Source organism: Vibrio sp. ZF57 (assembly GCF_001691235.1).
GTDB lineage: Bacteria > Pseudomonadota > Gammaproteobacteria > Enterobacterales > Vibrionaceae > Vibrio > Vibrio crassostreae_C.
The window spans coordinates 43766-67829 of record NZ_MAKD01000127.1; the positions used below are offsets into that span (position 1 = coordinate 43766).

Genomic DNA, 24064 nt, shown 5'->3' on the forward strand with positions numbered 1-24064 from the left:
CACGTTGCTACTTTGGTTAATAAGTGGTCAGAAATGAAGTTGGTTTGATAGGTCTTATGTTCTAAGGGGATGTGGGTAAGCGATCGCTTCAAGACTGTGCATTTGCTAGCCAGTTAGTCGAAAGATTCAATGAAAAGACGTGTTTAGTGTGATGCTCTAGTTACAAATTCAGGTATAATCGAACTCATTTTTATCAATAAAAGAACACTATGAATCAATATCTAGCGGTTACCTCAAACGGCCTTGAGAATTTATTAGTTGAAGAACTAACCCAACTAGGGATTACAAACGCAAAACCTGTTCAAGCAGGTGTTAAATTCAAAGCGACCAATGAGCAAATTTATCGTTGTTGTTTGTGGAGCCGTTTGGCTTCTCGATTTGTACGTGTCCTTTCTGAATTCACTTGTATGGACGACATGGATTTGTACCTATCAACCACTGCGGTTAACTGGGTAAATCAATTCCATAGCTCTAAGCGTTTTGTTGTTGACTTCAATGGTACGAACAACGAAATCCGTAATAGCCAATACGGTGCGATGAAAGTAAAAGATGCCGTTGTTGATTGCTTTGAGAAGAAGTCTTTACCTCGTCCTTCTATTAGCAAAGAGAACCCAGACATTCGTATCCACGTTCGTTTACACCGTGATAAAGCGATTCTTGGTGTTGATATGGTAGGTAGCGGTCTTCACCAACGTGGTTACCGTCCTGAATCAGGTCGAGCACCACTACGTGAAACTCTTGCTGCCGCGATTCTTCTTCGTAGTGGTTGGGACGCAACTAAGCCTTTCCTAGATCCAATGTGTGGTTCAGGTACGTTAGTGATTGAAGCGGCGATGATGGCTGCAAACATGGCTCCAGGTGTTAAACGTCAGAAGTGGTGTTTTGAATCACTAGAAGATTTCGAACCAGAGCTATGGGCTGAAGTGAAAGCTGAAGCGAACGTTCAAGGTCGTCGTGGTGTTAAGAAAGTGGAATGTAAGTTCTATGGCTACGACAATGATGAACGTATGATCAAAACAGCGCGTGACAATGCTCGTCGTGCCGGTGTTGAAGAGTTGATTGAATTCGAAGTAGGCGATGCTGCAAAGCTTAAGCGTCCTACAGAGTTTACTGATGGTGTGATTGTTTCTAACCCGCCTTACGGTGAACGTCTTGGTACCGAGCCGGGTCTTATTGCACTTTACACAGCATTCGGTGCACAGCTCAAAGCTGAATTTGGTGGCTGTAACGCATCTATCTTCTCTAGCTCAGACGAGCTACTAAGCTGCTTACGCATGCGTGCAGATAAACAGTTCAAGTTGAACAACGGTGCGTTACCGTGTCACCAAAAGAACTACTCAATTTCAGATCGTCCGATGTCAGAGCGTCCATCAGGCGAGCAAGAACAATTGATTGCACCTGATTTCGCGAACCGTCTTAAAAAGAACATCGGTAAAATTGGCAAGTGGGCTAAGAAAGAGCAATTAGATTGCTACCGTATCTACGACGCTGACCTACCAGAATACAATGTAGCGATTGATGTATACCCAGGTCACCTTGTGATTCAAGAATACGCAGCGCCTAAAGATGTACCGGAAGAGAAGGCAAAACGTCGCTTAACCGATATCATCCGTGCTTCTATTCAAGTAACAGGCGTAGAAGCAAACAACGTTGTGCTTAAAGTTCGTCAGAAACAGAAAGGCCGTTCTCAATACCAGAAATTGGCTCAAGACTCATCGAACTTAGAAGTGAACGAGTATGGCGTTAAGCTGATTGTTAATCTTCATGATTACCTAGATACCGGGTTGTTCCTAGATCATAAGATCACTCGTCGTCGTATCGGTGAGATGGCCGCAGGTAAGGATTTCCTAAACTTGTTTGCTTATACAGGAAGTGCATCTGTTCATGCTGCTGTGGGTGGTGCTCGTTCTACAACTACTGTTGATATGTCTAATACCTACCTAGAGTGGGCGAAAGAGAACATGGAGCTTAACGGTCGTGTTGGTCGTCAACATCAGTTTGTTCAAGCTGACTGTCTACAATGGCTAGCTAAAGAGCAGGGTTCTTATGATCTGATCTTTATCGATCCACCTACGTTCTCTAACTCAAAGCGTATGGATCAATCTTTCGATGTTCAACGTGATCACATTCAGCTGATGGAAAACCTTAAACGTCTTCTTCGTGAAGAAGGCACGATTGTGTTCTCTAACAACAAGCGTCACTTCAAAATGGACTTGGAAGCTCTAGATGAGTTAGGTCTTAAGGCTCAGAATATCTCAGCGAAGACACTTCCATTGGACTTCTCTCGCAATAAGCACATTCATAACTGCTGGTTGATTACACATAAGTAGTTAAGAGATCGTATAAGGATATAGAGTGCTGACTCTCTACAGTACAGAAGGGTGCCATCTATGTGAGATGGCATTCCAACTCACGGAACAGTTAAACATTAGCCATCACGTCAACGTTGTTGACATTGCATTTGATGATGAGCTCTTTTCCCGTTACGGGGTCACTATTCCGGTGCTCAAATTTGAAAGCTCTGACCTTTCTCAAAGCTCAGAGCTTAACTGGCCATTTGGCTTGTTAGAACTTAATGATTGGTTAAAGAAGAATGGCATTACTTACAATTCATAATGGGCAATTAGCGTTTGGTGATCACCCATTATTAGATCGTGCGGACTTCGTGCTGCAAGAAAACGAACGTGTATGTTTAGTAGGGCGCAATGGCGCTGGTAAGTCGACATTGATGAAAATCCTATCTGGAAACATCATCATGGACGACGGTAAGATGCAAATCACGCAAGATGTGGTTGTGTCTCGTTTAGAACAAGATCCACCGCGTAATGAACAAGGTACAGTTTATGACTATGTTGCTGGTGGCCTTGCTGAAATCGGCGAACAGCTGAAGATCTATCATGATCTTCTGGATCTCATCGCGACAGACCCAAGTGAAAAGAATCTAAACCGCCTTACTCGCGTTCAAGAACAACTGGATCATGCTAATGCATGGCGTTTTGAAGATCGTGTAAGTAACGTATTGGCAGCACTTAAGCTGACTGCTGAAACCAAACTGACAGATTTGTCTGGTGGTTGGCAACGTAAAGCGGCACTTGCTCGTGCGCTTGTATGTGACCCTGACGTGCTTCTACTCGACGAACCGACTAACCACTTGGATGTTGCAACCATTGAATGGTTAGAGGGCTTCCTGAAAGACTTCCGCGGTTCAATCATCTTTATCTCGCATGACCGTGCGTTCATTAAATCGATGGCAACACGTATTGTCGATCTTGATCGCGGTAAATTGAGCTCTTTCCCGGGCGATTACGAAAATTACCTTGTTGAGAAAGAAGAGGCGCTTCGTGTTGAAGAAATGCAAAACGCTGAATTCGATAAGAAGCTTGCTCAAGAGGAAGTTTGGATTCGTCAGGGCATCAAAGCTCGTCGTACTCGTAACGAAGGCCGTGTTCGTGCGCTTAAGAAGCTACGTGAAGAACGTTTGAACCGTCGTGAAGTGCAGGGCAAAGCGATTATCCAAATCGACGATGGCCAGCGTTCAGGCAAGATTGTATTTGAAGCTGAGAATCTTAACTTTGGCTTTGAAGGCAAAGAAATTGTTAAGGACTTCAGCTTCAACATCATGCGTGGCGATCGTATCGCTCTGATTGGTCCTAACGGTTGTGGTAAGAGTACGGTACTTAAGCTGCTTCTTGACCAGCTTAAGCCTGATTCAGGTCGTTTGCATTGTGGTACTAAGCTTGAAGTCGCTTACTTTGACCAATACCGCGAAATTCTAGACCCTGAGAAGTCTGTAATTGATAACCTCGCGGATGGTAAGCAAGAAGTGACCGTAGGTGGCCGTGAGCGTCATGCTCTAAGCTACTTACAAGATTTCTTATTCTCTCCAAAACGTGCTCGCACTCCTGTTAAAGCACTATCTGGTGGTGAGAAAAACCGTCTGTTATTGGCGCGTATTTTCCTTAAGTCGAACAACTTGTTGATTCTCGATGAGCCAACCAACGATCTAGATATCGAAACTTTGGAACTTTTAGAAGATTTGCTTGCCAACTATCAGGGTACGCTGCTTTTAGTGAGTCACGATCGTCAGTTTGTTGATAACACAGTGATGACAAGTTGGATCTTTGAGGGTAATGGCGTTATTGAAGAATTTGTTGGTGGTTACCACGATGCTCAGCAGCAAAGAAAGCAAGCATTAGAGTACCGACAGGTTGAAAAGCCATCAAAGCCTGAGAAAGTAGTTGAGGAAACTCCCAAAACTGCGCCAGTTAAGGCTAAACCTAAGAAGTTATCGTATAAGCTACAACGAGAACTAGAAGCGCTACCAATGCGTTTGGAAGAATTGGAAACTCAAATTGAAACTCTTCAGGAAGAAGTCAACGATCCAAGCTTCTTTTCAAAATCTGTAGAGCAGACACAACCAGTTTTAGATAAGCTATCTGCAGCAGAGCAGGAGCTTGAAGTTGCTTTTGAGCGCTGGGAAGAGCTCGAGGCACTACAACAGGAAAGTTAAGAAGTAATAATGACTTGTACTAAATTTAAATTAACAACAGTTGCAGCGCTAGTTTTGGCTGCAACCAATGCCAACGCTGCACTTTACAAAGTAGTTGAAGTAACGCCTTCGATTACAGGTGCATCTGAAATCTTTGGTGTAGCGATTCAGCCAGCAACAGTTACAGACACTGAAAGTTGTTTTACGACTGGTACCGTTGGCGGAGTTGCATGTGATAGCTTTAAATTGGCTGGTGAAACTCGCAATGCAGTTGATGGAATCGGTTATCGCGAAGAAGTTCCGTTTGCTATGGATGCACCGTTCCAATACATTCAAGAACGTGATGACTTTGAAAACTACTGCTACCGCGAGCTTAGATATTCTACTTGTGAAAGTTGGGCCGGCAATCGTTGGGCTACTTGGAGTAAAGAAAGCGACCTTAGTTATGTAAACGCGAAAGCTTTTATTGATAACGGTAGCTCTATAAGTCCTTATAATGTAGCAATTACTGCTCTGGATGAATCAGGTGCACCACTTGGTATTAAGTCAAACGGTAACGATATTCGTTATAATGCGGTTACAACAGTGCCTCTTACAGCCTCATCTGAATCACGTGCTTGGGGCGCTCTAACCGTTAATGATGGTACTACAGACATCGTTTACAATTTTGGTAGCATTTCGGTACAGGGACCTAAAACGGATACTTCTGATACGACATTCAGTTCTAAAGCTGCTATCTGGAAAGACGGAGAAGTTCATCAATTTATTTGGAAGCAAGGTGATATCCCCAAAACTGGAGACTACTTTGCTCAGGGAAGCATGCGTGGCCTTGCGGAAAACTCAGGAAAGTTATACGGCGTAGGTTTCGATACAGTGAATGGTAATGGTGATCTACAAGACATGAATGCAAGTGTCTTTGTAAGTGACTCATTAGACATTACCGGTGCTACTTGGGAAACTAAAATTATCAGCGGCGCAGAGGTAAAATCTGGTTCATCGAATGACGATGCTAGATACAGTAACTCTGTAGCGACTGACATCAACGATAATTTGTTCGCTGTTGGTTATTCTAAGCGTAATGGTTATGTACCAGAGAGTGGTAGTGCAGGTAATAAGCCTTTCGTTGTAACCGATGCCAAAAACCCAACAGCAACGTACTTGTCTGGTGGTATCTTCTTTGGTGGCTCAAGTGGTGAAGCTAAAGCCGTTAACAACTTCAATGAGTTTGTCGGTCAAATAGATGCAGAAACCACTCGTGAGGTTGATGGCAGTGAGCGTAGACATAGAGGCTTTATCTACCCATACAATGTCGACTCCTCGAAAGATGAGCGTCGTGTAGACATCTTTAATGGCCAAGCTTGGTGGATAGATGATCTAACAAACGGTGCAAACGCAGATGGGCAAGATTACTCTGACGCTAATAACTATTTCCGTATCATTGATGCGACAGATATTAATGATGCCGGTGTGATTTCTGCGACAGCTATTAAATGCATGCTTGATACAGATGGAGATGGTAGAGGAGATAAGGAACAAGCCTACGATACAACGTCTCATAACTCATACTGTGCCGGTGCGTCATCTAATGCGGTAGAAGAGGTTGTTGCGGTTAAACTGGTTCCAATTGCAGGTGCGACTAAAGATGATATTCAAACTCGTAGTGCCGACTCAGAAAAAGTTGATCGTCAAGGCGGTAGTCTAGGTTGGTTAACTTTGACTGTTCTTGGTCTATTAGGGTTCCGTAGAAAATTTAAATAATTTTATATCTTGAGCCCGAGTTCACATTTCTGAATTCGGGCTTTTTTTCGCCTTGAGAAAAGTAAAAAATTGTTCGATTCTTAAAGTTGGAGTCACAAAAACTCCGTAAAGTTGTAATCATTGTATGTTAGTAAATGTAACACCCGTATGAGGACTGCACTATGAAGAGACAAAAGCGTGATCGACTAGAACGAGCACAATCTCAAGGCTACAAGGCTGGTTTAAATGGACGGTCGCAAGAAGCTTGCCCATATAGCCAAATGGATTCTCGGTCTTATTGGTTAGGTGGATGGCGTGACGCCAAAGATGACAAGCAATCAGGTCTCTATAAGTAGATAGGGCGTAAAGAATTCAAGGTCAGGGCTCCATTGTCTGTTGATTACAACGGCTGGAGCCTTGTTAGTTTCAGAACAACACAAAGACTCCCAGAGCTATGTAGCATTCTAGTTTCGCTATCATAAGCGTATCGCTGGTGGATTTATCCTGTTTCAAGCTTAATACGGGATACTTTAATGCACTATAACTAAATTTATTGGAACGAAAATAAAGCAGCCATGGGCTGCTTTACTAAAAATCTAACTATTAGATTAGAATGCTGACGTATCTTGGAAAAGGCCAACTTTCAAATCTTTAGCAACGTAGATCTCTTTACCATCAACAAGTACGCGACCATCCGCAAGGCCCATAACTAGACGACGGTTAACAACACGCTTCATGTGGATCTCGTAAGTTACTTTTTTCGCAGTAGGTAGAATTTGACCAGTGAATTTCACTTCGCCAACACCTAGAGCACGGCCTTTACCTTCGCCGCCAACCCAACCAAGGTAGAAGCCAACAAGCTGCCACATTGCGTCAAGACCTAGACAACCAGGCATTACTGGGTCACCCGGGAAGTGACAATCGAAGAACCATAGGTCAGGAGTAATATCCAGCTCAGCAAGAACTAAACCTTTACCGTAATCACCTTCAGTTTCAGACATCTTAGTGATGCGATCCATCATTAGCATGTTCGGTGCTGGTAGTTGAGGGCCTTGTGGCCATAGTTCGCCTTGGCTTGATGCTAGAAGCTCTTCGCGAGTGTAAGAATCACGTTTGTTTTGCATTATCAATTACTCCGATTTTTGATAGGTGCATATTAGTGAACAGGTGTACGCTAAACAAGTCCGATCAGTACTAGACAAACCAGTTTTTAATGCGTCCAACGATTCCAATAGGGTGCTCATGTCTTTCAAAGTTTTCAATACGTTCCGCGATTTTACTCAGAACGCTTTCTTGTTCATCGTCTCTAAATGGCTTGTTCATAATGAGAGGAATTGCTTCGTCTACATTAGACACAGACCAAATATGGAATTCTTCATTCTTAATGCTTTCAATAAGGTCAGGCTTTAGTGCAAGATGCCTTAAGTTAGATCTTGGAAGGATCACACCTTGTTCGCCTGTTAAGCCGTTGTGCTTACACACATGGTAGAAGCCTTCGATTTTCTCGTTTAGCCCGCCAACAGCTTGCACACGTCCAAATTGGTCAACTGCACCTGTAACCGCAATTTGTTGATTGATAGGGTATTCAGACAAAGCACTCACCAGAGAACAAAGCTCAGCAAGAGAAGCACTATCGCCGTCTACTTCGCAATACGATTGCTCAAACACAACAGAAGCAGCGTATGGCAACGGATCTTCAAGGTTTAGTGCGCTGCTCACAAATGCTTGCATGATCATCATACCTTTAGCATGAAGATTACCACCCAACTCGGCTTTGCGCTCAACGTCGGCAATATCCCCATCACCAAAGTGAATAACGCAGGAAATTCGTGCAGGTTCACCATAAGAGATCGGGTGTCCTGGAACATCGATAACCGTCAGACCATTAACTTGACCAACTTGTTCGCCCTCGGTTTCGATAATGACTTGGCCATCTCGAATATCATCAAGGGCGCGTTCTGGTAGGTAAGATTCGCGGTTATATTTGTGCTGTTGAGCTTGTTGGATATGGTGAATATCAATCTCACCATTGTCGGCTTCAATCAGAGCTTCGTTCAATAATGCATTGTGCCAAATAGGGCATAATGGAATATAGCTTTGATCTTCCGTTTCTCTTGCTCCGGCAGTAAGAATGCCCGTCAACGCTTGTTGCGTGATGGTTGCCAATTCATAACGTTGTTGAAGCCACTTAAGGTAACCAAGATATTGAGTCAAAGTCTCTTCAGAGAGCTTGATATCTTGTTCAATTTCGCTAAATAGGCAAAAACCGGTTTGAATATCGCTGTCCAGGTAATCAAGGTCACCTAGTTGAGCTCTGTCTCCAACCACAATCAACTTAATGTTGTAAGTCAAAGGCAAAGTCGGGGATTGGTTCAAGTGCTCTGGATTACTGCTGATTGGTTCTACGACTTCACCAAGCAGTGCTGATTTAAGCAGTAACCAGCTTCCTGGGTTGGCCAAGATCAAGTTTGCTGAAACGATCAGATAGCCGTTGTTTGCTCTAGCCAGTAGGCCGGGCTTTGTCGCTACAACCTTACCGTCTTTTGACTGAACTTGGTCAAACAGAGAGACAGCATTTAAAGACTCAGTTTTTATAACCGGTAGAGTGTGATCATCTAAAGCAGTGACTAGAGATTCAACAATCATTTGACGATAGATCGAATTGTCTGGAGCGTTTACAAGTAAAACACGCGAAAGGTTAGACAAACGGACAAAGCGGGTTAGCGCATCTTTGAATCTATGTTGAATATCTGAAAACGGGAAAGGCGAGATGTCAGGGAATTGCTCTAATTGAGCGCTATATTCGTCGTACTGAGGCGTAACATGTCGCCAATCTACTTGAGTCATTTAAGTTTCTGATTATGATAATGAGGTAGGGAGTATATAGAAAAACCGATCTCGCTTGTAGCTCTATGTTGTAGTTACTAATCACTAAGCTAATATAAGTATGATCTTGGTCTATTCTTTCAAGATCATAATTGTTAAATAGCCTATTTTGGGTTACGCTGTCACTAGGATTAACTCTCGAGATTAGACATGAAATATCAGCAACTTGAAAACTTGGAATGTGGTTGGAAATGGAACTATCTGGTCAAAAAATGGAAAGAAGGCGAGTCGATCACCTGCCACATAGATTCAAGTGAAGCTGACGTTGCTGTTAAAGCCTTATTGAAGCTTGAACACCAACCTACAGGTGTCCCTGAGTGGATATCTAACAACATGTCTCCTGAGCTCGATAACAAGCTTAAACAAGCGATCAGAGCTAAGCGAAAACGCCACTTCAATGCTGAACAAGTTCATACAAAGAAGAAATCAATCGACCTTGATTACCGTGTATGGGAAAAGCTATCTCAACGTGCGAACGAGCTAGGTTGTACGCTCTCAGATGCCATCGAGTATTTGGTTAGCGAAGCGTCTCGTAGTGAGAAGGCCAGCAAGACGGTGACTAGCCTCAAAGAAGACTTAAGCAAGCTCCTTTCTGACGATAAATAACCATCAACAGTAGTGGTGACATTATGATGTACGTAATCTTAATCGGTGCGGTATTAGTTTTTTGGTTAGTAGCAGTCGACCGACCGGTATTGAAAATTAAATTTAGCGACGGGGCGATCGAACAAGTTAAAGGGCATCTTCCACCGAGCTTTAAGCACAACCTTCAAGAGATTGGTCATAACAATACCTTTAAAGGCGAGCTAAAAGTGTATGCAAAACGTTCTGGTTACAATCTCAAGTTCACTAAAGATGTTCCTAAAAACGTACAGCAACGTATTCGTAACGTGTTCCCGCATAATGGTTTTAAGTCTAAAGGCTCAAAGAAAGCGTAATCGTTGGGAGTTACGCGTTAGCTGGTCAATCCTCATACTAAGTTAATCCTTCATTTCTCTTAAATCTCCGCATACTGTTCTCACCCTCAACAAAGAGAGAGCAGTATGAGATATCTAGTATTACTATTATGTTTTTTATCCCCAGTCGCTTTTCCCGACGATGCATTGGTTAATCCTGTAGCTAAAAAGATAAAAGTCACCGTCATGAAAGGGCTCAACAAGAGTAATGTTGATTTCGAGGGTTATTGCGATCTGATGATTGAGATGAAGCACTCTAAAGGTTATGCAAGAATCAAAAAGGTGAGAACGTCTGGAGATAGTAAAGTTTGCAAGCAGGCGAAAAAACACCTACCGACGAAGAAAAGGTTCAAATACAGCTTTCCAGAAAAGTATATCCGGCTACATATCACACACTAGCCACTCTCAACGCACTATAACTAAATATCCTTAATTTTATTGAAACAATTTCGTGAACCAATCTCTAATTTCTATTAATATTAGTTTTGTTATAAAGGCAGGATATGCCGATACAAGAGCATTTACGGCAAAGGAAAGTCACGGTTGTTGTTAGCAAATAAAAGTTATACCCCTGAAGTAGTTGAGATCTCAAGGAAGGTCTCAATCAATGTTGAAGCTCGCTTTAATCGATGGTTAATCTCACCTGAATATAAGCTCGCACAATCTACAGTAGACACGTTACTAAGTTTGGAAAATAGGTATTGTGATAGTGTCATATTTGATGAATCTGACCGCATATCTCACAATCAACGTATTTTATTGCGCTGCGAGCAGGATAGAGTCAATGCTCATCGTGAAAAAGTCGACGCGAAGCAACAAACCTTACGATACGTTATCGATGATGTCAGCAATGCCGCTTCTGCGCTAATGCTTGAGAAGCTTCAAGGTACCTTAATAAGTTCGTTGTTTTCAGACTTACCCGATTACAATCAGTTCGCTAGTGTTGCGTATTCGCCATCTTTAAACTTTTCCAAACTCCATGAAATATCCGCGAAAAGTAGGCCATTGAGCTCAAGTTTAATCGAGTTTGTTTCCAATCAAGAGTTTGCAGATAAATATGGAAAGAAATCTAAGGTAATTCTCGATCCAAAAGTTGCAGCACGACAAATAGGAATAGAAAATTGTCGTTTATTGTTCCCATTGTTAATGAGTCAACAGCTGATTAAGTGGAATGATGGCAACATTAAACACATCACACCTAAGGTTTGGCAACACTTGGTCGTGACGTCAAATGCGACTCGAATTCGACTTCAAGAAACGTCGGTTAAAGATCCTAACGTAGGCATTTTACTTGGTGTGTTGAGAGTTCTGCCTTTGTTTTTAATTTGTAACCACTTTTCTTCAACGTTTGAAGACGCATTGGTAAAAACGATGCTTGGTTATCGTGAAGCAAGTGACAAGCATGACGAATATTATGCTTGTACTGAGGTGATGCCAAACACACAGTTTCTTGAATCAATGGTCGAGCAGCTAGAGCTTAAGCTACTAAAAAACCTCGTTGAATTTATAGATTGGAGCCCTGGAAATCAGTTCATCAAGAGGGCACTTCTAGAGGAAGTGAATGACATTCCAGTACTTGAGCGAACGGTTTATGGTGCAGCTTTGGCTCAAGGTAGAAAATATTCTGTTTTCGAGGCGTTAGATAATAGTGAACTATTTAACGTTAAGCACCGACCTTATTGGTTTTCAACTGTTCAAATGTCTATCGCGACGATTGAGCAGATGCAAGATAAAGTACTGGGAAAGCTTACGGTGAACATGTAATAAAAAGAGAGAGTCTCATTAATGTCGCTCTCTTTTTTGTTGCGCTGTAACTTTATGTGAATGTCTTGTTTTGGCGCTAAACAGTAGGATTACACTCTACTTAACTGACCACTTCGAAGGTAAACGACTCTTGCTTTGCTATTGCGTGTTTAACAGGGATACCAAGGCGCTGGCAAGTCATCAGAACTTTCAATTTCCTGTCGGCAGGAGCGTGCTCTGACAGAATCACCGAGCTTAGGCACTCTCTATTAAGGTAGAGTTTATTTCCGATCATCTCGTCATCAGGTAATACCCAGCGGTATTCCTTTTCATAACGCCAATTAGAATGCTTAATTTTGAATATCTCAGCTCCCAGTCTTGATGTTTGTAAACCTCTTAGCGATGCCGGGCGGAACATATTCGGTTCGTCTTCATACTGGACTTCAAAACAGTTGAGATTGGCCTCGCCGTTATAGCAGTTGAGATCATACTCGATACACATGCCTTTAAAGTTGTCACCATACTGCGACCATAGTATTGGGTGGTCGTTCGACTGAGAGAAACACATGATCTTAAAGTTTTGTTGAAGCTCTTTGTTGAATGCGTGGTTAGATTCAAAAGGGTTATTAAAAGTTTTAGCGTAATCAAACCACAACGAACACTCGGAAATAGATTGTATGTTTCTGTCGTGGAGCGATCTGAACTTATAAAGTTTAGGCAACATATCAAACACCTAGTTTACAAAATTGCCTGATGTTAACACTTTAATTTATTTTTAAGGATTGAATGCATAGCATTTGATTGCTTAATCACCAAATTTATTCGTATAACTGTTTGATAGATCAAAATTTAAACACGAAATAGTAGCCTGTTAAAGTGGTTTATTTTGCGTTAGGGCAAAGCTTTCAAGTTGTAACTTTTTACAGAAGATACAACGTAACTTTATTTATGGTTGAATTGTCTTGTCAAAGTAGAGGTCGAGTAGGGAAATAGGTGATCAAAATTAAAGCCGAGCTTTAAAAGGACGGCTTTAGTAGTATTGAGCCTACGAGTGAATCAAGTTTAGAAGTGGTACCTTGCACCTAGGTAAGCGGTTTGAGGTGACACATCGATGGATTCAATTTCAACGTTTGCATAGCGGTAACCAATATGGATATCGATGTTGTCTGTTACCATCGCACCAAGCTCAGCACCAACTTGGTAGGCTGCTTCAGACTTAGAGTCTGATACTCCAAAAGCTTTCGCTTCCATATCCATAGAGCCAACACCGGCTAATAAAGATACATACAGATCTAATACGTCACCTTCAACAATAAACTGTGGTTTAATGTTTACGAAGAAAGCATGGCCTTCAATATCCATTAAGTCGTTATAGCTAACTTTTCCGATTTTTCGGTACTCGGCTTCTAGCCCCAGTTTGACGACATCATGTGTATTGAATTCGTAGCCTCCAACCAAGTTATAGCTAAAGTCTGATAGATCAGATGAATCTTCAATGGCGCTGCCACGATATTCTAATTCAGTTTCATTATAAAAGCCGATATCAACACCAGCATAAAAATGACCATGCTCTCTAGGTGAGTTTTCGTTTTCACTAGCAAGCGCCTGCGAGCTGATGCCAAAAAAAGCGGTGAATAGCGATAGGGCGATTGTACTGATTTTCATGTAAAGCCTTCTAAGATAATAAGTTATTCTGTTCCAGAATATGTTAACAAACAAAAGATACTCTAACTAATTGAGAACTAGCCTAAAGATCTGATTTTAAAGACTTGTTGGTAATAGAAGTGTCATTATCGCAGTTATGAGACAAGTTAATATAGTCCAGACAGAGGTTAATAGAATTTATGTTGCACTGTAACTTACGATTAGCCAAGTCGTTTATAGAAGTTCGTTTTGGATGGCAACGCAGTTTGGTAACAATGACCGTTGGGCATCAGAAAATTCAAAGTTAGTGGTTTGAAAAACGAGTACGGATGTTACTGAAGACGTTGATAGTTGATTCAATTTGGTGAAGAACAAGCCAACATAGGTAAACAAGACTAGATGATTCGGGAGTTCGCTTGGTCTTTTGGGACCGTTAAATCTAGCGAACAAGAGTAACCAAGTCTTTTCAGTTTATTGGTAGTACGGACAATAGACCGAGAGTTAGTGGAAGCGTTAATCATCTAGGTTCTTTTGGTAAGCAAAATCAGGGTAATAGCTTTTAACACTCAACCAGCAGAGACTCTGGACTAACTTTGGAGAGGCATCCGTAATTAGAAGTCTTAATTAAGTTTGAGCAGACATGTGATAAAGCCATCACGATTTAATCCAATTAACGCGGAGTCAAAGCCAGCCAGTAATTAAATAGATAGATTCATGCGGCGCTGTACGTAAAATTACGCGAGTAACAGGCCCTGAAACCTCTCAGATTTCAATCTCCTTTTTGGTGCGTATTATGGGTCTAAATTATGTTGAGAGGTTTGCTGAAAGCCTGAATGAAATCAAACGTGGGCGAGGGATATGCTCAATTAGAAAGGTCAGCTTGCTGACCTTTTTTAATGCTCATCGTGAGAATCGTTTTACGATTGAAGCCCGTAATATAATTTGCATAATACGTATGTATTAGAATCAAAAATCACTAGTGATAAATAACACTGCTTCTTTTTTACCATCTGGTGAGAAATTTAGAGTTGCATCTATATTTTTTAAATGCTCTTTCTCTCGGTATGCATGTTCAACACTTAGTTTTTTAAGCTGGTATACGCGTTTCGCATCATTAAATTTATCCCCATCTTCAGTAAACCCAATAACTTCCATTTCTGGGTCTAGTTCTGTTAGCGCATTGATCAGTTCTTTTACTTTCATGCTATATGAATCCCTTGTTTTAAAGTTACTTAGATAATGCACTTAAGTGCATCTATCACCAAGGTGCTCGTAGCATTTTTTAAAAACAAAGCTTGTTTTAGCTGCTACAAGCTTGCTTGTAGAGATCAAATAAGCCGACAAACGTAGTGCGTCAGAGGGGGCTCATAGGCGTCAAGGTACACTATCTTTAATAGTGTACTCTTGGAAAAATATTTTCCGTTTCTCCTCAAAATTGAAACCTGTGACGAATTTCGATGAGCGATACTGAGCGAGGAGAAATGAGAAGCAGGTTGAACGAAAAGAGGTTGGGGTTCCTGTAACACCCCAACTAACTCCGGAATTCCGGAATTTATCGAAATAAGTCCTCGGTATTACCAACTCTAACTAAGCTCTCTTCGTGCTCATCTCGGCTTAGATTTTTCATATCTTCAAAAAACGCTTCATGATCAGGAATCGTTTTCCACGTATACATCGTTACGACTTCATGAGGCACTCTAGAAAGAGCCATTTGGATGATGAACTCTTCCAAGTCCATTTTCTTATTGAGAGTTCCAGAGCAAATTTCGTTAGGCGTGATCTTCAGGTGCTCAGCGAGTAATTTGATCTGAGTTGCTTTAGGTTCAGTCTCTCCATTTTCCCATTTCAAGTAGGTTTGCTTTGCTACTTTTACACGCTTGGCGATTTCTTCCTGCGTATAGCCACAGTCTATGCGAGCCGACTTAATTACATCTTTCAACATCAAAATATCCTTATGAGTACGCTTTTTTGTAAGTATACCACCCTCATTTCGTACTACTGTGTTGAAATACGCTTTGCTGTCCTGTAGGTTATAATAAAACGTACTTGACAGGGTTTTCCATTGTTCTTTATCGACCAACTTTTCATGCAACAAGACCATCACGAAGGGAATTTACCTTTGGTGGGTCGTCATGTGATTGAAAGAGTCGAATTAGAAACAGGTGAAAGGCTGCCACCGTCCGTAAATCAAAAAATACTGGAGGGATCTTTTAGTACGAAATTGACGATCCGCTGTGATGGGACTCGCGTTCGTGTTGAGGGGAATCCATCGCGTTGGCAACGCATTGATAATCTTTTTGGCCTTCAAACATTGGATGAATGTGTTGCAGTTTATAACCATGTTTTAGCTACTTATGATCTTCCACCATTTACCCCAAACACTCGCTTTTCTCATCGCCAATCGGCTGATGGAAAGCCATCTTCGCTTATCGGCAATGGCGCTGAAATTACTTTAATCGACTGGACTCGAAATCACGCTGTAGGTAAGGGCAGGGAGCAATCATTTATACGTGGCCTATCTTCAATGCAAATTGGTCGAGGTCGAAAACCTAAACTTTATCCTGACGGAAATACATGTAACTGGGCTGAAGGCTCAACATGGCAAATGGATAAACTCTATCGAAAAGCTATTGAACTTAAGCGTAATCTACTGAAATCAACAAAGAAAAATGACGAAGTATCACCAGAAACTCACCGATATATCACTGACTTAATAGAATATTGCGAAACATACGGCGTAGTACGTGAAGAACACAGTTTAAGGCAAACGTTATTGAAACGGCATAACTTACAGTTCTACGGATGCACTACAGAAAATGATTTTTACCATCACTTGAAAGATATTGAGAATGCTATGAATACGATACAGATATCGCACGATGAACATCAGTCGGTCGCTCATCAACTTCTTGCGGCTGGAGCGGTCGAAACTTTACGCCAAGCTAACACAACAATGAGTTACTTCTCGATGTGGCAACACGGTACTGATTTACGAGAAGTAATGAAGCAATCACAGTTCTACCAACACAAAGCACGCTTAAAAACGATTGGTATCGATATCGGTCAGAAGTTCGATGTGAGCCGTATGTGTCCGACATTAAAACGCTCTGACGTGATAGAAGTAAAACCGCTTGAAGTTCCGTCTTGGTACAAAATGCCAGTTGTTGCAGAAACCAATATTTTACCGTTCAGTGCTTACGCTTAGGAATCTGTATGTTGAAAATCGAAGTGTTTAAAGAAGATGTGAAAACCACATCTAGAGTTATGCCAGGCAGAGATGGAAAACCATCTAGAACTATTTATGAGCAGGACGCCTATGTGTTTTTGGAAGGTCGATTCCCAACGTTAACCAAAGTTCAGTTAGACGAAGGCCAAGAGCCTTACGAAGCTGGGCTTTATACATTCCACAGTTCATCTTACGTAGTGAATAACTTTAATAGTGTTGAGCTTAAAAAGTATGGAAAAGTCATCGTACCGCTAGAAGTCGAATTATAGAATACACACAAAACTAACGCTCAGAAGCTCTGTATGAGCCCAGAAAGCCCCTCAAAAACAAAATAGCTTAAGTGCGTATTATGTATATTATGTTAAATGGTGTTTGGTATTTATAAGGCAGGTATCTTTGTGCGATGCCCTGCCTCTTGTTTATCTACCAAATCGATGTTCTATTTAACAGTAAGGCTATTTACCATAAAATACCTAATAAACATATTTCCTAATCTTCGATTAAGAATACGTTTATTAGACTTCAAGCATTAATCGATCAATTGCTTCTGTGATCTCTTTAGTTCTTACTGGCTTGGTCACGAAATCATTCATGCCGACATCTAAGCACGAACATTTGTCTTCTACTGATGTGTGTGCTGTTAGCGCAACGATTGGTGTTTTGATGTTTGCGTCTCTCATGTATTTGGTTGTGGTTAATCCATCCATGACCGGCATCGACACATCCATTAAGATAATGTCTATTGATTCGTTGCCTCTTTCAATAAAGCCAATCGCTTCTTCACCATTACTTGCGATGAAAACCTCGTGGCCTTGTCTTGTAAGGATTAACTTTATCACCATTTGATTCGTTGGATTGTCTTCGACAACTAACACGGAATAACGGCTTCTTAACTCTCGTGAAGATTCGTCTTCTTTGTTAGCCAGATTATTCGTAACTCTAGTAAGCACTGGCAACTGTACTTCGAATTTGGAGCCTTTTCCAGGCTCACTCTCTACCGATATGCGCCCGCGCATCAGTTCAACCAGTCTTTTAGTGATGGCCAAGCCTAAACCTGTGCCACCAAATCTACGTGTGATTGTGCTATCAGCTTGCACAAATGGACTGAACAGCGACGAAAGTTGTTGCGAGCTAATGCCAATCCCTGTGTCTTCCACCGTTATATAGAAAGATCTCTGCTGGTACTTTATAGAAACATGGACATGCCCACGCTCAGTGAACTTAATCGCGTTACCGATCAAATTAAATAGGATCTGTGCCAAGCGACTTGGGTCGATGTAATGAAGTTCACCTTCAGGGATATCGCTAGTTACTGTTAGCGCCAAACCTTTATCGTCAGCTGTCTTCTTTTGTTCAGATAATACAAAAGTTACAGTGTCTCTTACGTTGCTCCATTGAGGTGCTAGTGAGAAACATCCAGATTCAATCTTAGAAAAATCCAATACGTCACTGATAATTGCCAATAAAAGCTCAGATGATGTGCTCATATTAAGCAGTATAGACTGTTGCTCTTCGTTCAGTGATGTGGATTTTAGGGCGTCTATCAAGCCAATGATGGCATTTAGTGGTGTTCTTAATTCATGACTCATCATTGCTAAGAATTCAGACTTGGCCTTGTTGGCTCTTTCCGCGTCTTTTCTTGCTGTGACAAGCTCTGCTGTGCGCTCTCGAACGGTTGCTTCAAGCTTTTCTTTGTTCTCAATATCGAAAACAGCACGCTCTATCAACGGTCGAAAACGGTTTAGTGTGGCCTTAGTTTCAATACTAAAGTGCTTGGTATTCGAGTGGATAAAGATGATGACGGATTGTGTTAGTCCGCTATCGATACCAGTAATTAGAACAGAGTTGATTTGATCGAGGATAATGGGATGTAAGGAATTGAATTCACCCAGAGACTTGGGTTCAAAAAGGATGGCGCATTCTCCATTGATCACTCGAGATAACTTGCCACAATCACTCCAATTCATCTGTTCGAAGACTTTGTTATTGCTTAGCAGGGTTTTGAAACTGCCTTCGTTCCCTACCCTTGATACCACGATAAAGTCATCAAACTTAATGTATTTTTTGAGCACGAACTCGAGACTGGAGAATATCTTATATATGTTACTTGCCTTACTGATCGCAGAGATGGTTGATAAGATCACCCTGTTCTCTTCAGCCAGCTTTCGCTCACGGGCTTTTAGTTTTTGCAGTTCAATACGTGCTTCTTGCAGCGCTTCTTGACCTTCAGAACCCATTACTTTTTCAACCTATAAAACGTTGCAGACGATACCATTAAATTCCCGTGTGCATTCTCGCCACCAGAGAGCCTGCCTTGTTCACCAAACGTAAATGGACATATGTATGGGAGCCCATTAAGTGCTTGATTTATTTGGTCACAAACCTCATCCATATCTTGTTTAAGGTTCAACATTGGGCCTGCACAAAAGATATTGATCGCCCCTAGTTTCTCTTCAAGATCCATGTCGTTGTAGTATGAGGAGTGAATGATATTCGCGGCGCGGCTAATCAACTGCTGCTTAGACCCTTGCATCAGGTAGATGGTGTCGCCTTCACTGATGTCTGTGAACAGCTCAATCCCATTACACTCCGTCTCTCTGATCGAATGAGACAATTTGAAATATGGGTAATCGTAAGAAGAGCCGACTTTCCTGCCTAATGGGTAGACTGACGACTTTTCGAATATGTAGCCATCATCACTGCCATCTAAGTGGAAATTAGTCCATTCGTTGTAAACGGTGACGGCTGGCCTGTGGTCTATCTCCAACAAAATTCGGTTTCTTACTTTGGTCACGGTGCCTGAATACCGCGTAGGCGTATGACCCGCGCTGAAAGAGGAATAGATGGACTGAGACGCAAACACTACCGTTAAAGACACACCATTTATAGACAGCGACTCTTCGGTGAAGATACTCCAATTTCCGGAAACCTGGTTGTCTGCAGCACTGCCACCAATAATTGGCACTTCAGTACCAAATTTCTTATCGATAGCCGCCATCACCTTTTCTTCGTTACCCGGTGTGGAATGCAGCAAGATAAGATCAGGAATTTCACCTTCTCGGTTGGCGTTCTTGAGTGCTTTGTCTATCGCGCTGAAGGTACTGCGGTCTATGGAGTCGCTGAAATGTTCGATTCCCGTACCATAGGCGTTGATCCCCGAGTCATGAATAATGAGGACGCCAATGACTGGACCAGAATGAAAACCAGTTTCGGTCATAATGCCGTGACAAGTAGTACAGCCATGTATGGGAGTGTTCGGGAGAGCATCTACGAAATATCTCTGCACAGCGAGTGTCGAATACTCTTCTGTGCAGTAGCAAATAAGACAAGCAATATCGTCAGGGTTTTCCACCCCGCTGAGCAACTCATCTACTGCGATTTTATCGTCTAGGGAGTAAGAGACTTTTGATAGAAATTTCATAGATTCTGGGTAACTTTATTAATGCTCTCTTTATAACACTTTAATGCATTGTGTTTCACTGATTTGGTACATGTTTCTATCAAAAGAACCGAGGTGTGCCCCAGTTTCTCTCAGTTACTCCTTAGAAAGGTTTACAGAAAACGTGCTCACCTGTTGTGGAAATGTAACCGTTATTGAGGAGGTCTTATCACTAGTTTGTAACAGCCAATTTGATGGTCCTTTTTCTTCCAGAATTCCGCTTTCATTATAGCTAATGATAAATTTGCCAGTTTTAGATGTTTCGATCGAATACCCTAGGTTATTGCTTGAAACTGAAATATTATGATTATCAATATCAAATTTACAAGGTTTTGAAACTATACAGTTTACTGTTTCGTTATTATCGTATGTTACTGTTCTCCAAGTAAATGCAGCTATTAAAACAACCAACATGACGATAATTTGAACAAGCCTGCCTTTTGTTAGCTTTTGTGCCGCCATTATAATCTTTACTCCTTGTTACAAAGTTCAAAGTTTTTAAATAAAAATCCAATTCCAGACCAAGCGTAAGGTTACTACTCTGTCATTGATTTGTTAATTCAAGTATAGTGTCGCGTTGAAAATGCCACTTTTTTTTAAAATCAGCAAGTGGAAATAAAGCCCTGAATAGGCTGAATTTCCTTTTCTAATTTGGGTGGCATTACGACGTGAGTCGTGTTGGAAGTAAAGTGTAGTAAATAAGAAATTGGAAGCATGCAAATGAGCCAAGAAAAGCAGCTTGAACAAAACTACAACTATACGGTCGTCCGTCAATTTACCCTAGTTACAATTTTGTGGGGTATTGTCGGTATGGGCGTTGGTGTTTTGATTGCCGCTCAATTAGTTTGGCCACAGCTAAACTTTGATACGCCGTGGTTGACGTACAGTCGTTTACGTCCCCTGCATACTAATGCGGTTATTTTTGCGTTCGGTACAAGTGCGCTGTTTGCAACATCATATTATGTTGTACAACGTACCTGTCAGACGCGTCTCTTTGGTGGCCCTCTCGTAGCCTTTACCTTTTGGGGTTGGCAAGCGATTATCCTGTCCGCTGCAATTACTTTACCGTTAGGTTTAACCTCTGGTAAAGAATACGCAGAACTTGAATGGCCAATCGATATTGCTATTACTCTTGTGTGGGTAGCTTATGCGGTCGTGTTCTTCGGAACCATGATTAAACGTAAGACATCGCACATTTACGTAGCAAACTGGTTCTTCGGAGCCTTCATTATCACGGTTGCCGTGTTGCACATCGTTAACAGCCTAGCTGTTCCTGTCTCTGCGTTTAAATCGTACTCGATTTATTCCGGAGCGATCGATGCAATGGTGCAATGGTGGTACGGACACAATGCGGTAGGCTTCCTATTGACAGCTGGTTTCCTAGGCATGATGTACTACTTCGTTCCTAAACAAGCTGGTCGCCCTGTTTACTCTTACCGTTTGTCGATTGTTCACTTCTGGGCTCTCGTGTCTCTGTATATCTGGGCTGGTCCTCACCACCTACACTACACTGCACTTCCTGACTGGACTCAATCTCTAGGTATGGTTATGTCTTTGGTTCTGTTTGCTCCATCTTGGGGTGGCATGATCAACGGTATTATGACTCTATCTGGTGCGTGGCATAAGCTTCGCTACGACCCAATCCTACGTTTCCTAATCGTTTCTCTATCATTCTACGGCATGTCGACTTTCGAAGGCCCAATGATGGCAATCAAAACGGTTAACGCACTATCTCACTACACGGACTGGACTATCGGTCACGTTCACTCTGGTGCGTTAGGTTGGGTTGCAATGGTTTCTATCGGTTCGGTTTACCACTTAGTTCCTAAACTATTTGGTCAAGAGCGTATGTACTCTGTATCCCTAATCAATGTTCACTTCTGGTTAGCAACGATTGGTACGGTTTTCTACATTGTAGCAATGTGGATCTCTGGCGTGATGCAAGGTCTGATGTGGCGTGCAGTTAACTCTGACGGTACATTAACTTACAGCTTCGTTGAATCTGTAGAAGCGTCTTACCCGTTCTACTTTGTACGTTTCTTAGGTGGTTTCATCTTCCTATCTGGTATGTTCTTAATGGCATACAACACGTACAAAACTGTTTCTGCACCTAAAGATAGCCTTAAAGCTATCCCTCAACCGGCTTAAGGAGATTTAGAATGAGCTCAAATTCAAATAATCGCCATGAGTTGGTAGAGAAGAATGTTGGCCTACTAGCGATTCTTATCGTTATTGCTATCAGTTTTGGTGCTTTAGTAGAAATTACCCCACTTATTTTCCAAAAGCAGACTACTGAACCGGTAGAAAATCTACGTGTTTACTCTGCTCTGGAAATGGAAGGTCGTGATATCTACATTCGCGAAGGTTGTAACGTATGTCACAGCCAAATGATTCGTCCTTTCCGCTCTGAAACTGAACGTTACGGTCACTACTCTGTAGCTGGCGAAAGCGTTTGGGAACACCCATTCCTATGGGGTTCTAAGCGTACTGGTCCTGATTTAGCGCGTGTTGGTGATCGTTACTCTGATGAGTGGCACCGCGTTCACCTTATCGACCCTCGCGAACTTGTTCCTGAATCAAACATGCCTGGTTTCCCATGGCTTGCTGAGAATGTACTTGATGGCAAATTGACTAAACAGAAGCTTGAAATCTTCCGTAATCAATTTGGTGTTCCTTACACAGACGAACAAATTGCTAACGCTAAACAAGATGTTGAAGGAAAAACAGAGATGGATGCAATCATCGCTTACCTTCAATCGCTTGGCCACGCAATGAAATAAGGAATAATTATGGACATTATTACATTTCAAAGTGTTTGGACTGTTACTGTTTTTGCTTGTTTCATCGGCATCGTTTGGTGGGCTTTCGGTAAAAATCGTAAGTCGCGCTTCGACGAAGATGCAAACCTAGTGTTCGCTGATGAAGCACCTGCGAAAGATAAAAATCAAGGAGTGACGAAGTAATGAGTACATTCTGGAGTATTTGGGTAACAGTAATCACAATCGGTACATTGATTGGCTGTGCAGCCTTACTTCGTTGGTGTTCCAACGATAAAACAGGTGTAGAAGAAGGTCAGGATATGGGCCATGAATACGATGGTATTCGTGAGCTTAATAACCCGCTACCTAAATGGTGGACATACCTTTTCGTTAGCACAATTGTGTTTGCAGCTGTTTATCTAGCTCTATACCCAGGCCTTGGCAACTTTAAAGGTCTACTAGGTTGGACGAGTTCAAACCAAACAGTTCGTAGCGTAGAAGAGTCTCGCTCTGCAATCGCTGCTGCGCAAGCAAACAAACAGTTAGACGCATACGCGAAAGAGCTTGATGATGCAGACACCTACTTTGGTGAAGCATTCAGAAAGCTAGCTCACGACGAAAATGGTCTACGTTCCGTCCCTGACATTGCATCAGATGCTGATGCAATCAAAGTGGGCCAACGTTTGTTCCTACAAAACTGTTCTCAGTGTCACGGCTCTGATGCACGTGGTCAGAAAGGTTTCCCGAACCTAACTGATGACGCATGGTTATATGGTGGTGAACCACAAGCTATCGTTACTACCATCATGCATGGTCGTGTCGGTCAAATGCCAGGTTGGAAAGACGCTCTTGGCGAAGAAGGCGTAAAAGAAGTAGTTAGCTACACGCTTAGCCTTTCAGGTCGTAGCGTAAACGCACGTGAAGCAGAAGCTGGTAAAGCGCGCTTTGTAGTGTGTGCAGCGTGTCACGGTACTGATGGTAAGGGTAACCCTGCTGTTGGCGCCCCTGACCTGACTGACCGCGACTGGCTATTCGGCGATTCTCGCGCTGATGTGACGGAAACAGTCATGTACGGACGTTCTGGTGTAATGCCGGCTTGGAAGGACATCCTCGGTGAGGATAAGGTTCAGCTCGTCTCTGCCTACGTCTGGAGCCTCAGCAACTCAGATAAAGAGTAACATAATA

General features: G+C 42.1%; 24 protein-coding genes. 15 read left to right on the forward strand and 9 right to left on the reverse strand.

The features are described 5' to 3' along the window. The first annotated feature begins 209 nt into the window (after positions 1-209). The 5 genes from rlmKL (at position 210) to rmf (ending at position 6582) form a co-directional block, all read left to right on the forward strand. Complete coding sequence (gene rlmKL / locus A6D97_RS19280) at positions 210-2330, forward strand: bifunctional 23S rRNA (guanine(2069)-N(7))-methyltransferase RlmK/23S rRNA (guanine(2445)-N(2))-methyltransferase RlmL (RefSeq protein ID WP_017059679.1); 2121 nt, start codon at positions 210-212, stop codon at positions 2328-2330. 25 nt (positions 2331-2355) lie between these two features. Continuing rightward, on the forward strand, positions 2356-2616 hold the full coding sequence (locus A6D97_RS19285; protein WP_019823251.1) for a glutaredoxin family protein: 261 nt from the start codon (positions 2356-2358) through the stop codon (positions 2614-2616). Then, the gene (locus tag A6D97_RS19290) at positions 2594-4510 is read left to right on the forward strand and encodes an ABC transporter ATP-binding protein (RefSeq protein WP_017068914.1); all 1917 of its coding nucleotides are present in this window, start codon (positions 2594-2596) and stop codon (positions 4508-4510) included. Before A6D97_RS19285 ends, A6D97_RS19290 begins: the two co-directional genes overlap by 23 nt. A gap of 9 nt (positions 4511-4519) precedes the next feature. After that, on the forward strand, positions 4520-6247 hold the full coding sequence (locus A6D97_RS19295) for a DUF3466 family protein (RefSeq protein WP_065585050.1): 1728 nt from the start codon (positions 4520-4522) through the stop codon (positions 6245-6247). 161 nt (positions 6248-6408) lie between these two features. Beyond that, positions 6409-6582: a ribosome modulation factor gene (gene rmf / locus A6D97_RS21705; RefSeq protein ID WP_017059676.1), complete on the forward strand. Its 174-nt coding sequence runs from the start codon at positions 6409-6411 to the stop codon at positions 6580-6582. A gap of 252 nt (positions 6583-6834) precedes the next feature. On the opposite strand, the gene fabA is transcribed toward rmf, so the two are convergent. Both fabA and A6D97_RS19305 read right to left on the reverse strand, forming a co-directional pair. Then, positions 6835-7350, reverse strand: coding sequence for a bifunctional 3-hydroxydecanoyl-ACP dehydratase/trans-2-decenoyl-ACP isomerase (gene fabA / locus A6D97_RS19300; RefSeq protein ID WP_017059675.1), 516 nt, complete (start codon positions 7348-7350; stop codon positions 6835-6837). 70 nt (positions 7351-7420) lie between these two features. Continuing rightward, the gene (locus A6D97_RS19305; RefSeq protein ID WP_065585051.1) at positions 7421-9073 is read right to left on the reverse strand and encodes a Lon protease family protein; all 1653 of its coding nucleotides are present in this window, start codon (positions 9071-9073) and stop codon (positions 7421-7423) included. A 189-nt stretch (positions 9074-9262) separates the two neighbouring features. On the opposite strand from A6D97_RS19305, the gene matP reads away from it, so the two are divergent. The 4 genes from matP (at position 9263) to A6D97_RS19325 (ending at position 11832) form a co-directional block, all read left to right on the forward strand. After that, positions 9263-9718, forward strand: coding sequence for a macrodomain Ter protein MatP (gene matP, locus A6D97_RS19310; protein ID WP_065585052.1), 456 nt, complete (start codon positions 9263-9265; stop codon positions 9716-9718). 23 nt (positions 9719-9741) lie between these two features. Next, on the forward strand, positions 9742-10050 hold the full coding sequence (locus A6D97_RS19315) for a DUF3634 family protein (RefSeq protein WP_017059672.1): 309 nt from the start codon (positions 9742-9744) through the stop codon (positions 10048-10050). Positions 10051-10155: 105 nt separating this feature from the next. After that, positions 10156-10467 carry a hypothetical protein gene (locus tag A6D97_RS22255; protein ID WP_017059671.1) on the forward strand — a complete coding sequence of 104 codons (312 nt, stop codon included), beginning with the start codon at positions 10156-10158 and terminating at the stop codon, positions 10465-10467. A gap of 144 nt (positions 10468-10611) precedes the next feature. Continuing rightward, positions 10612-11832, forward strand: a complete 1221-nt coding sequence (locus A6D97_RS19325) for a hypothetical protein (RefSeq protein WP_065585053.1) — start codon at positions 10612-10614, stop codon at positions 11830-11832. Positions 11833-11932: 100 nt separating this feature from the next. Here A6D97_RS19325 and A6D97_RS19330 read toward each other — a convergent pair whose 3' ends face one another. From A6D97_RS19330 to A6D97_RS19345, 4 genes are all read right to left on the reverse strand, one after another. Further along, positions 11933-12535, reverse strand: coding sequence for a DUF2971 domain-containing protein (locus A6D97_RS19330; protein WP_017059669.1), 603 nt, complete (start codon positions 12533-12535; stop codon positions 11933-11935). A 338-nt stretch (positions 12536-12873) separates the two neighbouring features. Beyond that, positions 12874-13476 (reverse strand): porin family protein, encoded by a 603-nt coding sequence (locus tag A6D97_RS19335; RefSeq protein ID WP_065585054.1) that lies wholly within the window; start codon positions 13474-13476, stop codon positions 12874-12876. A gap of 945 nt (positions 13477-14421) precedes the next feature. After that, on the reverse strand, positions 14422-14658 hold the full coding sequence (locus A6D97_RS19340) for a hypothetical protein (RefSeq protein ID WP_017066878.1): 237 nt from the start codon (positions 14656-14658) through the stop codon (positions 14422-14424). 349 nt (positions 14659-15007) lie between these two features. Next, positions 15008-15397, reverse strand: coding sequence for a helix-turn-helix transcriptional regulator (locus tag A6D97_RS19345; RefSeq protein WP_065585055.1), 390 nt, complete (start codon positions 15395-15397; stop codon positions 15008-15010). 120 nt (positions 15398-15517) lie between these two features. Between A6D97_RS19345 and A6D97_RS19350 the strand changes: the two genes are divergently transcribed. Further along, positions 15518-16660: a phage/plasmid replication protein, II/X family gene (locus tag A6D97_RS19350; RefSeq protein WP_065585056.1), complete on the forward strand. Its 1143-nt coding sequence runs from the start codon at positions 15518-15520 to the stop codon at positions 16658-16660. Between the two features lie 8 nt (positions 16661-16668). Next, positions 16669-16950, forward strand: a complete 282-nt coding sequence (locus A6D97_RS19355) for a single-stranded DNA-binding protein (protein WP_065585057.1) — start codon at positions 16669-16671, stop codon at positions 16948-16950. Between the two features lie 246 nt (positions 16951-17196). Here the strand turns inward: A6D97_RS19355 and A6D97_RS19360 are convergent, their stop codons facing one another. The 3 genes from A6D97_RS19360 to A6D97_RS19370 form a co-directional block, all read right to left on the reverse strand. Next, positions 17197-18918, reverse strand: coding sequence for an ATP-binding protein (locus A6D97_RS19360; RefSeq protein WP_065585058.1), 1722 nt, complete (start codon positions 18916-18918; stop codon positions 17197-17199). Further along, positions 18918-20102 carry an FIST N-terminal domain-containing protein gene (locus A6D97_RS19365; RefSeq protein ID WP_017063855.1) on the reverse strand — a complete coding sequence of 395 codons (1185 nt, stop codon included), beginning with the start codon at positions 20100-20102 and terminating at the stop codon, positions 18918-18920. The genes A6D97_RS19360 and A6D97_RS19365 overlap by 1 nt, the downstream gene beginning before the upstream one ends. A gap of 114 nt (positions 20103-20216) precedes the next feature. Continuing rightward, positions 20217-20582 (reverse strand): hypothetical protein, encoded by a 366-nt coding sequence (locus A6D97_RS19370; RefSeq protein ID WP_065585059.1) that lies wholly within the window; start codon positions 20580-20582, stop codon positions 20217-20219. Between the two features lie 252 nt (positions 20583-20834). On the opposite strand from A6D97_RS19370, the gene ccoN reads away from it, so the two are divergent. From ccoN to ccoP, 4 genes are read left to right on the forward strand one after another with little or no spacing between them, the layout of a single operon-like run. Continuing rightward, positions 20835-22268 carry a cytochrome-c oxidase, cbb3-type subunit I gene (gene ccoN / locus A6D97_RS19375; protein WP_009846707.1) on the forward strand — a complete coding sequence of 478 codons (1434 nt, stop codon included), beginning with the start codon at positions 20835-20837 and terminating at the stop codon, positions 22266-22268. A gap of 11 nt (positions 22269-22279) precedes the next feature. Beyond that, positions 22280-22900: a cytochrome-c oxidase, cbb3-type subunit II gene (gene ccoO / locus A6D97_RS19380; protein ID WP_017059643.1), complete on the forward strand. Its 621-nt coding sequence runs from the start codon at positions 22280-22282 to the stop codon at positions 22898-22900. 9 nt (positions 22901-22909) lie between these two features. Then, positions 22910-23083: a CcoQ/FixQ family Cbb3-type cytochrome c oxidase assembly chaperone gene (locus A6D97_RS19385; protein ID WP_004733679.1), complete on the forward strand. Its 174-nt coding sequence runs from the start codon at positions 22910-22912 to the stop codon at positions 23081-23083. Further along, the gene (gene ccoP / locus A6D97_RS19390) at positions 23083-24057 is read left to right on the forward strand and encodes a cytochrome-c oxidase, cbb3-type subunit III (RefSeq protein WP_017063857.1); all 975 of its coding nucleotides are present in this window, start codon (positions 23083-23085) and stop codon (positions 24055-24057) included. The genes A6D97_RS19385 and ccoP overlap by 1 nt, the downstream gene beginning before the upstream one ends. Positions 24058-24064 lie beyond the last annotated feature (7 nt).

Coding starts and splice junctions, on each gene's coding strand:
- ccoP (WP_017063857.1), top strand. CDS start 23,083: ATGAGTACATTCTGGAGTATTTGGGTAACAGTAATCACAATCGGTACA.
- A6D97_RS19330 (WP_017059669.1), bottom strand. CDS start 12,535: ATGTTGCCTAAACTTTATAAGTTCAGATCGCTCCACGACAGAAACATA.
- rmf (WP_017059676.1), top strand. CDS start 6,409: ATGAAGAGACAAAAGCGTGATCGACTAGAACGAGCACAATCTCAAGGC.
- A6D97_RS19305 (WP_065585051.1), bottom strand. CDS start 9,073: ATGACTCAAGTAGATTGGCGACATGTTACGCCTCAGTACGACGAATAT.
- A6D97_RS19295 (WP_065585050.1), top strand. CDS start 4,520: ATGACTTGTACTAAATTTAAATTAACAACAGTTGCAGCGCTAGTTTTG.
- A6D97_RS19385 (WP_004733679.1), top strand. CDS start 22,910: ATGGACATTATTACATTTCAAAGTGTTTGGACTGTTACTGTTTTTGCT.
- A6D97_RS19340 (WP_017066878.1), bottom strand. CDS start 14,658: ATGAAAGTAAAAGAACTGATCAATGCGCTAACAGAACTAGACCCAGAA.
- A6D97_RS19290 (WP_017068914.1), top strand. CDS start 2,594: ATGGCATTACTTACAATTCATAATGGGCAATTAGCGTTTGGTGATCAC.
- ccoO (WP_017059643.1), top strand. CDS start 22,280: ATGAGCTCAAATTCAAATAATCGCCATGAGTTGGTAGAGAAGAATGTT.
- A6D97_RS19335 (WP_065585054.1), bottom strand. CDS start 13,476: ATGAAAATCAGTACAATCGCCCTATCGCTATTCACCGCTTTTTTTGGC.
- A6D97_RS19370 (WP_065585059.1), bottom strand. CDS start 20,582: ATGGCGGCACAAAAGCTAACAAAAGGCAGGCTTGTTCAAATTATCGTC.
- rlmKL (WP_017059679.1), top strand. CDS start 210: ATGAATCAATATCTAGCGGTTACCTCAAACGGCCTTGAGAATTTATTA.
- A6D97_RS19355 (WP_065585057.1), top strand. CDS start 16,669: ATGTTGAAAATCGAAGTGTTTAAAGAAGATGTGAAAACCACATCTAGA.
- A6D97_RS19360 (WP_065585058.1), bottom strand. CDS start 18,918: ATGGGTTCTGAAGGTCAAGAAGCGCTGCAAGAAGCACGTATTGAACTG.
- ccoN (WP_009846707.1), top strand. CDS start 20,835: ATGCAAATGAGCCAAGAAAAGCAGCTTGAACAAAACTACAACTATACG.
- matP (WP_065585052.1), top strand. CDS start 9,263: ATGAAATATCAGCAACTTGAAAACTTGGAATGTGGTTGGAAATGGAAC.
- A6D97_RS19315 (WP_017059672.1), top strand. CDS start 9,742: ATGATGTACGTAATCTTAATCGGTGCGGTATTAGTTTTTTGGTTAGTA.
- fabA (WP_017059675.1), bottom strand. CDS start 7,350: ATGCAAAACAAACGTGATTCTTACACTCGCGAAGAGCTTCTAGCATCA.
- A6D97_RS19365 (WP_017063855.1), bottom strand. CDS start 20,102: ATGAAATTTCTATCAAAAGTCTCTTACTCCCTAGACGATAAAATCGCA.
- A6D97_RS22255 (WP_017059671.1), top strand. CDS start 10,156: ATGAGATATCTAGTATTACTATTATGTTTTTTATCCCCAGTCGCTTTT.
- A6D97_RS19345 (WP_065585055.1), bottom strand. CDS start 15,397: ATGTTGAAAGATGTAATTAAGTCGGCTCGCATAGACTGTGGCTATACG.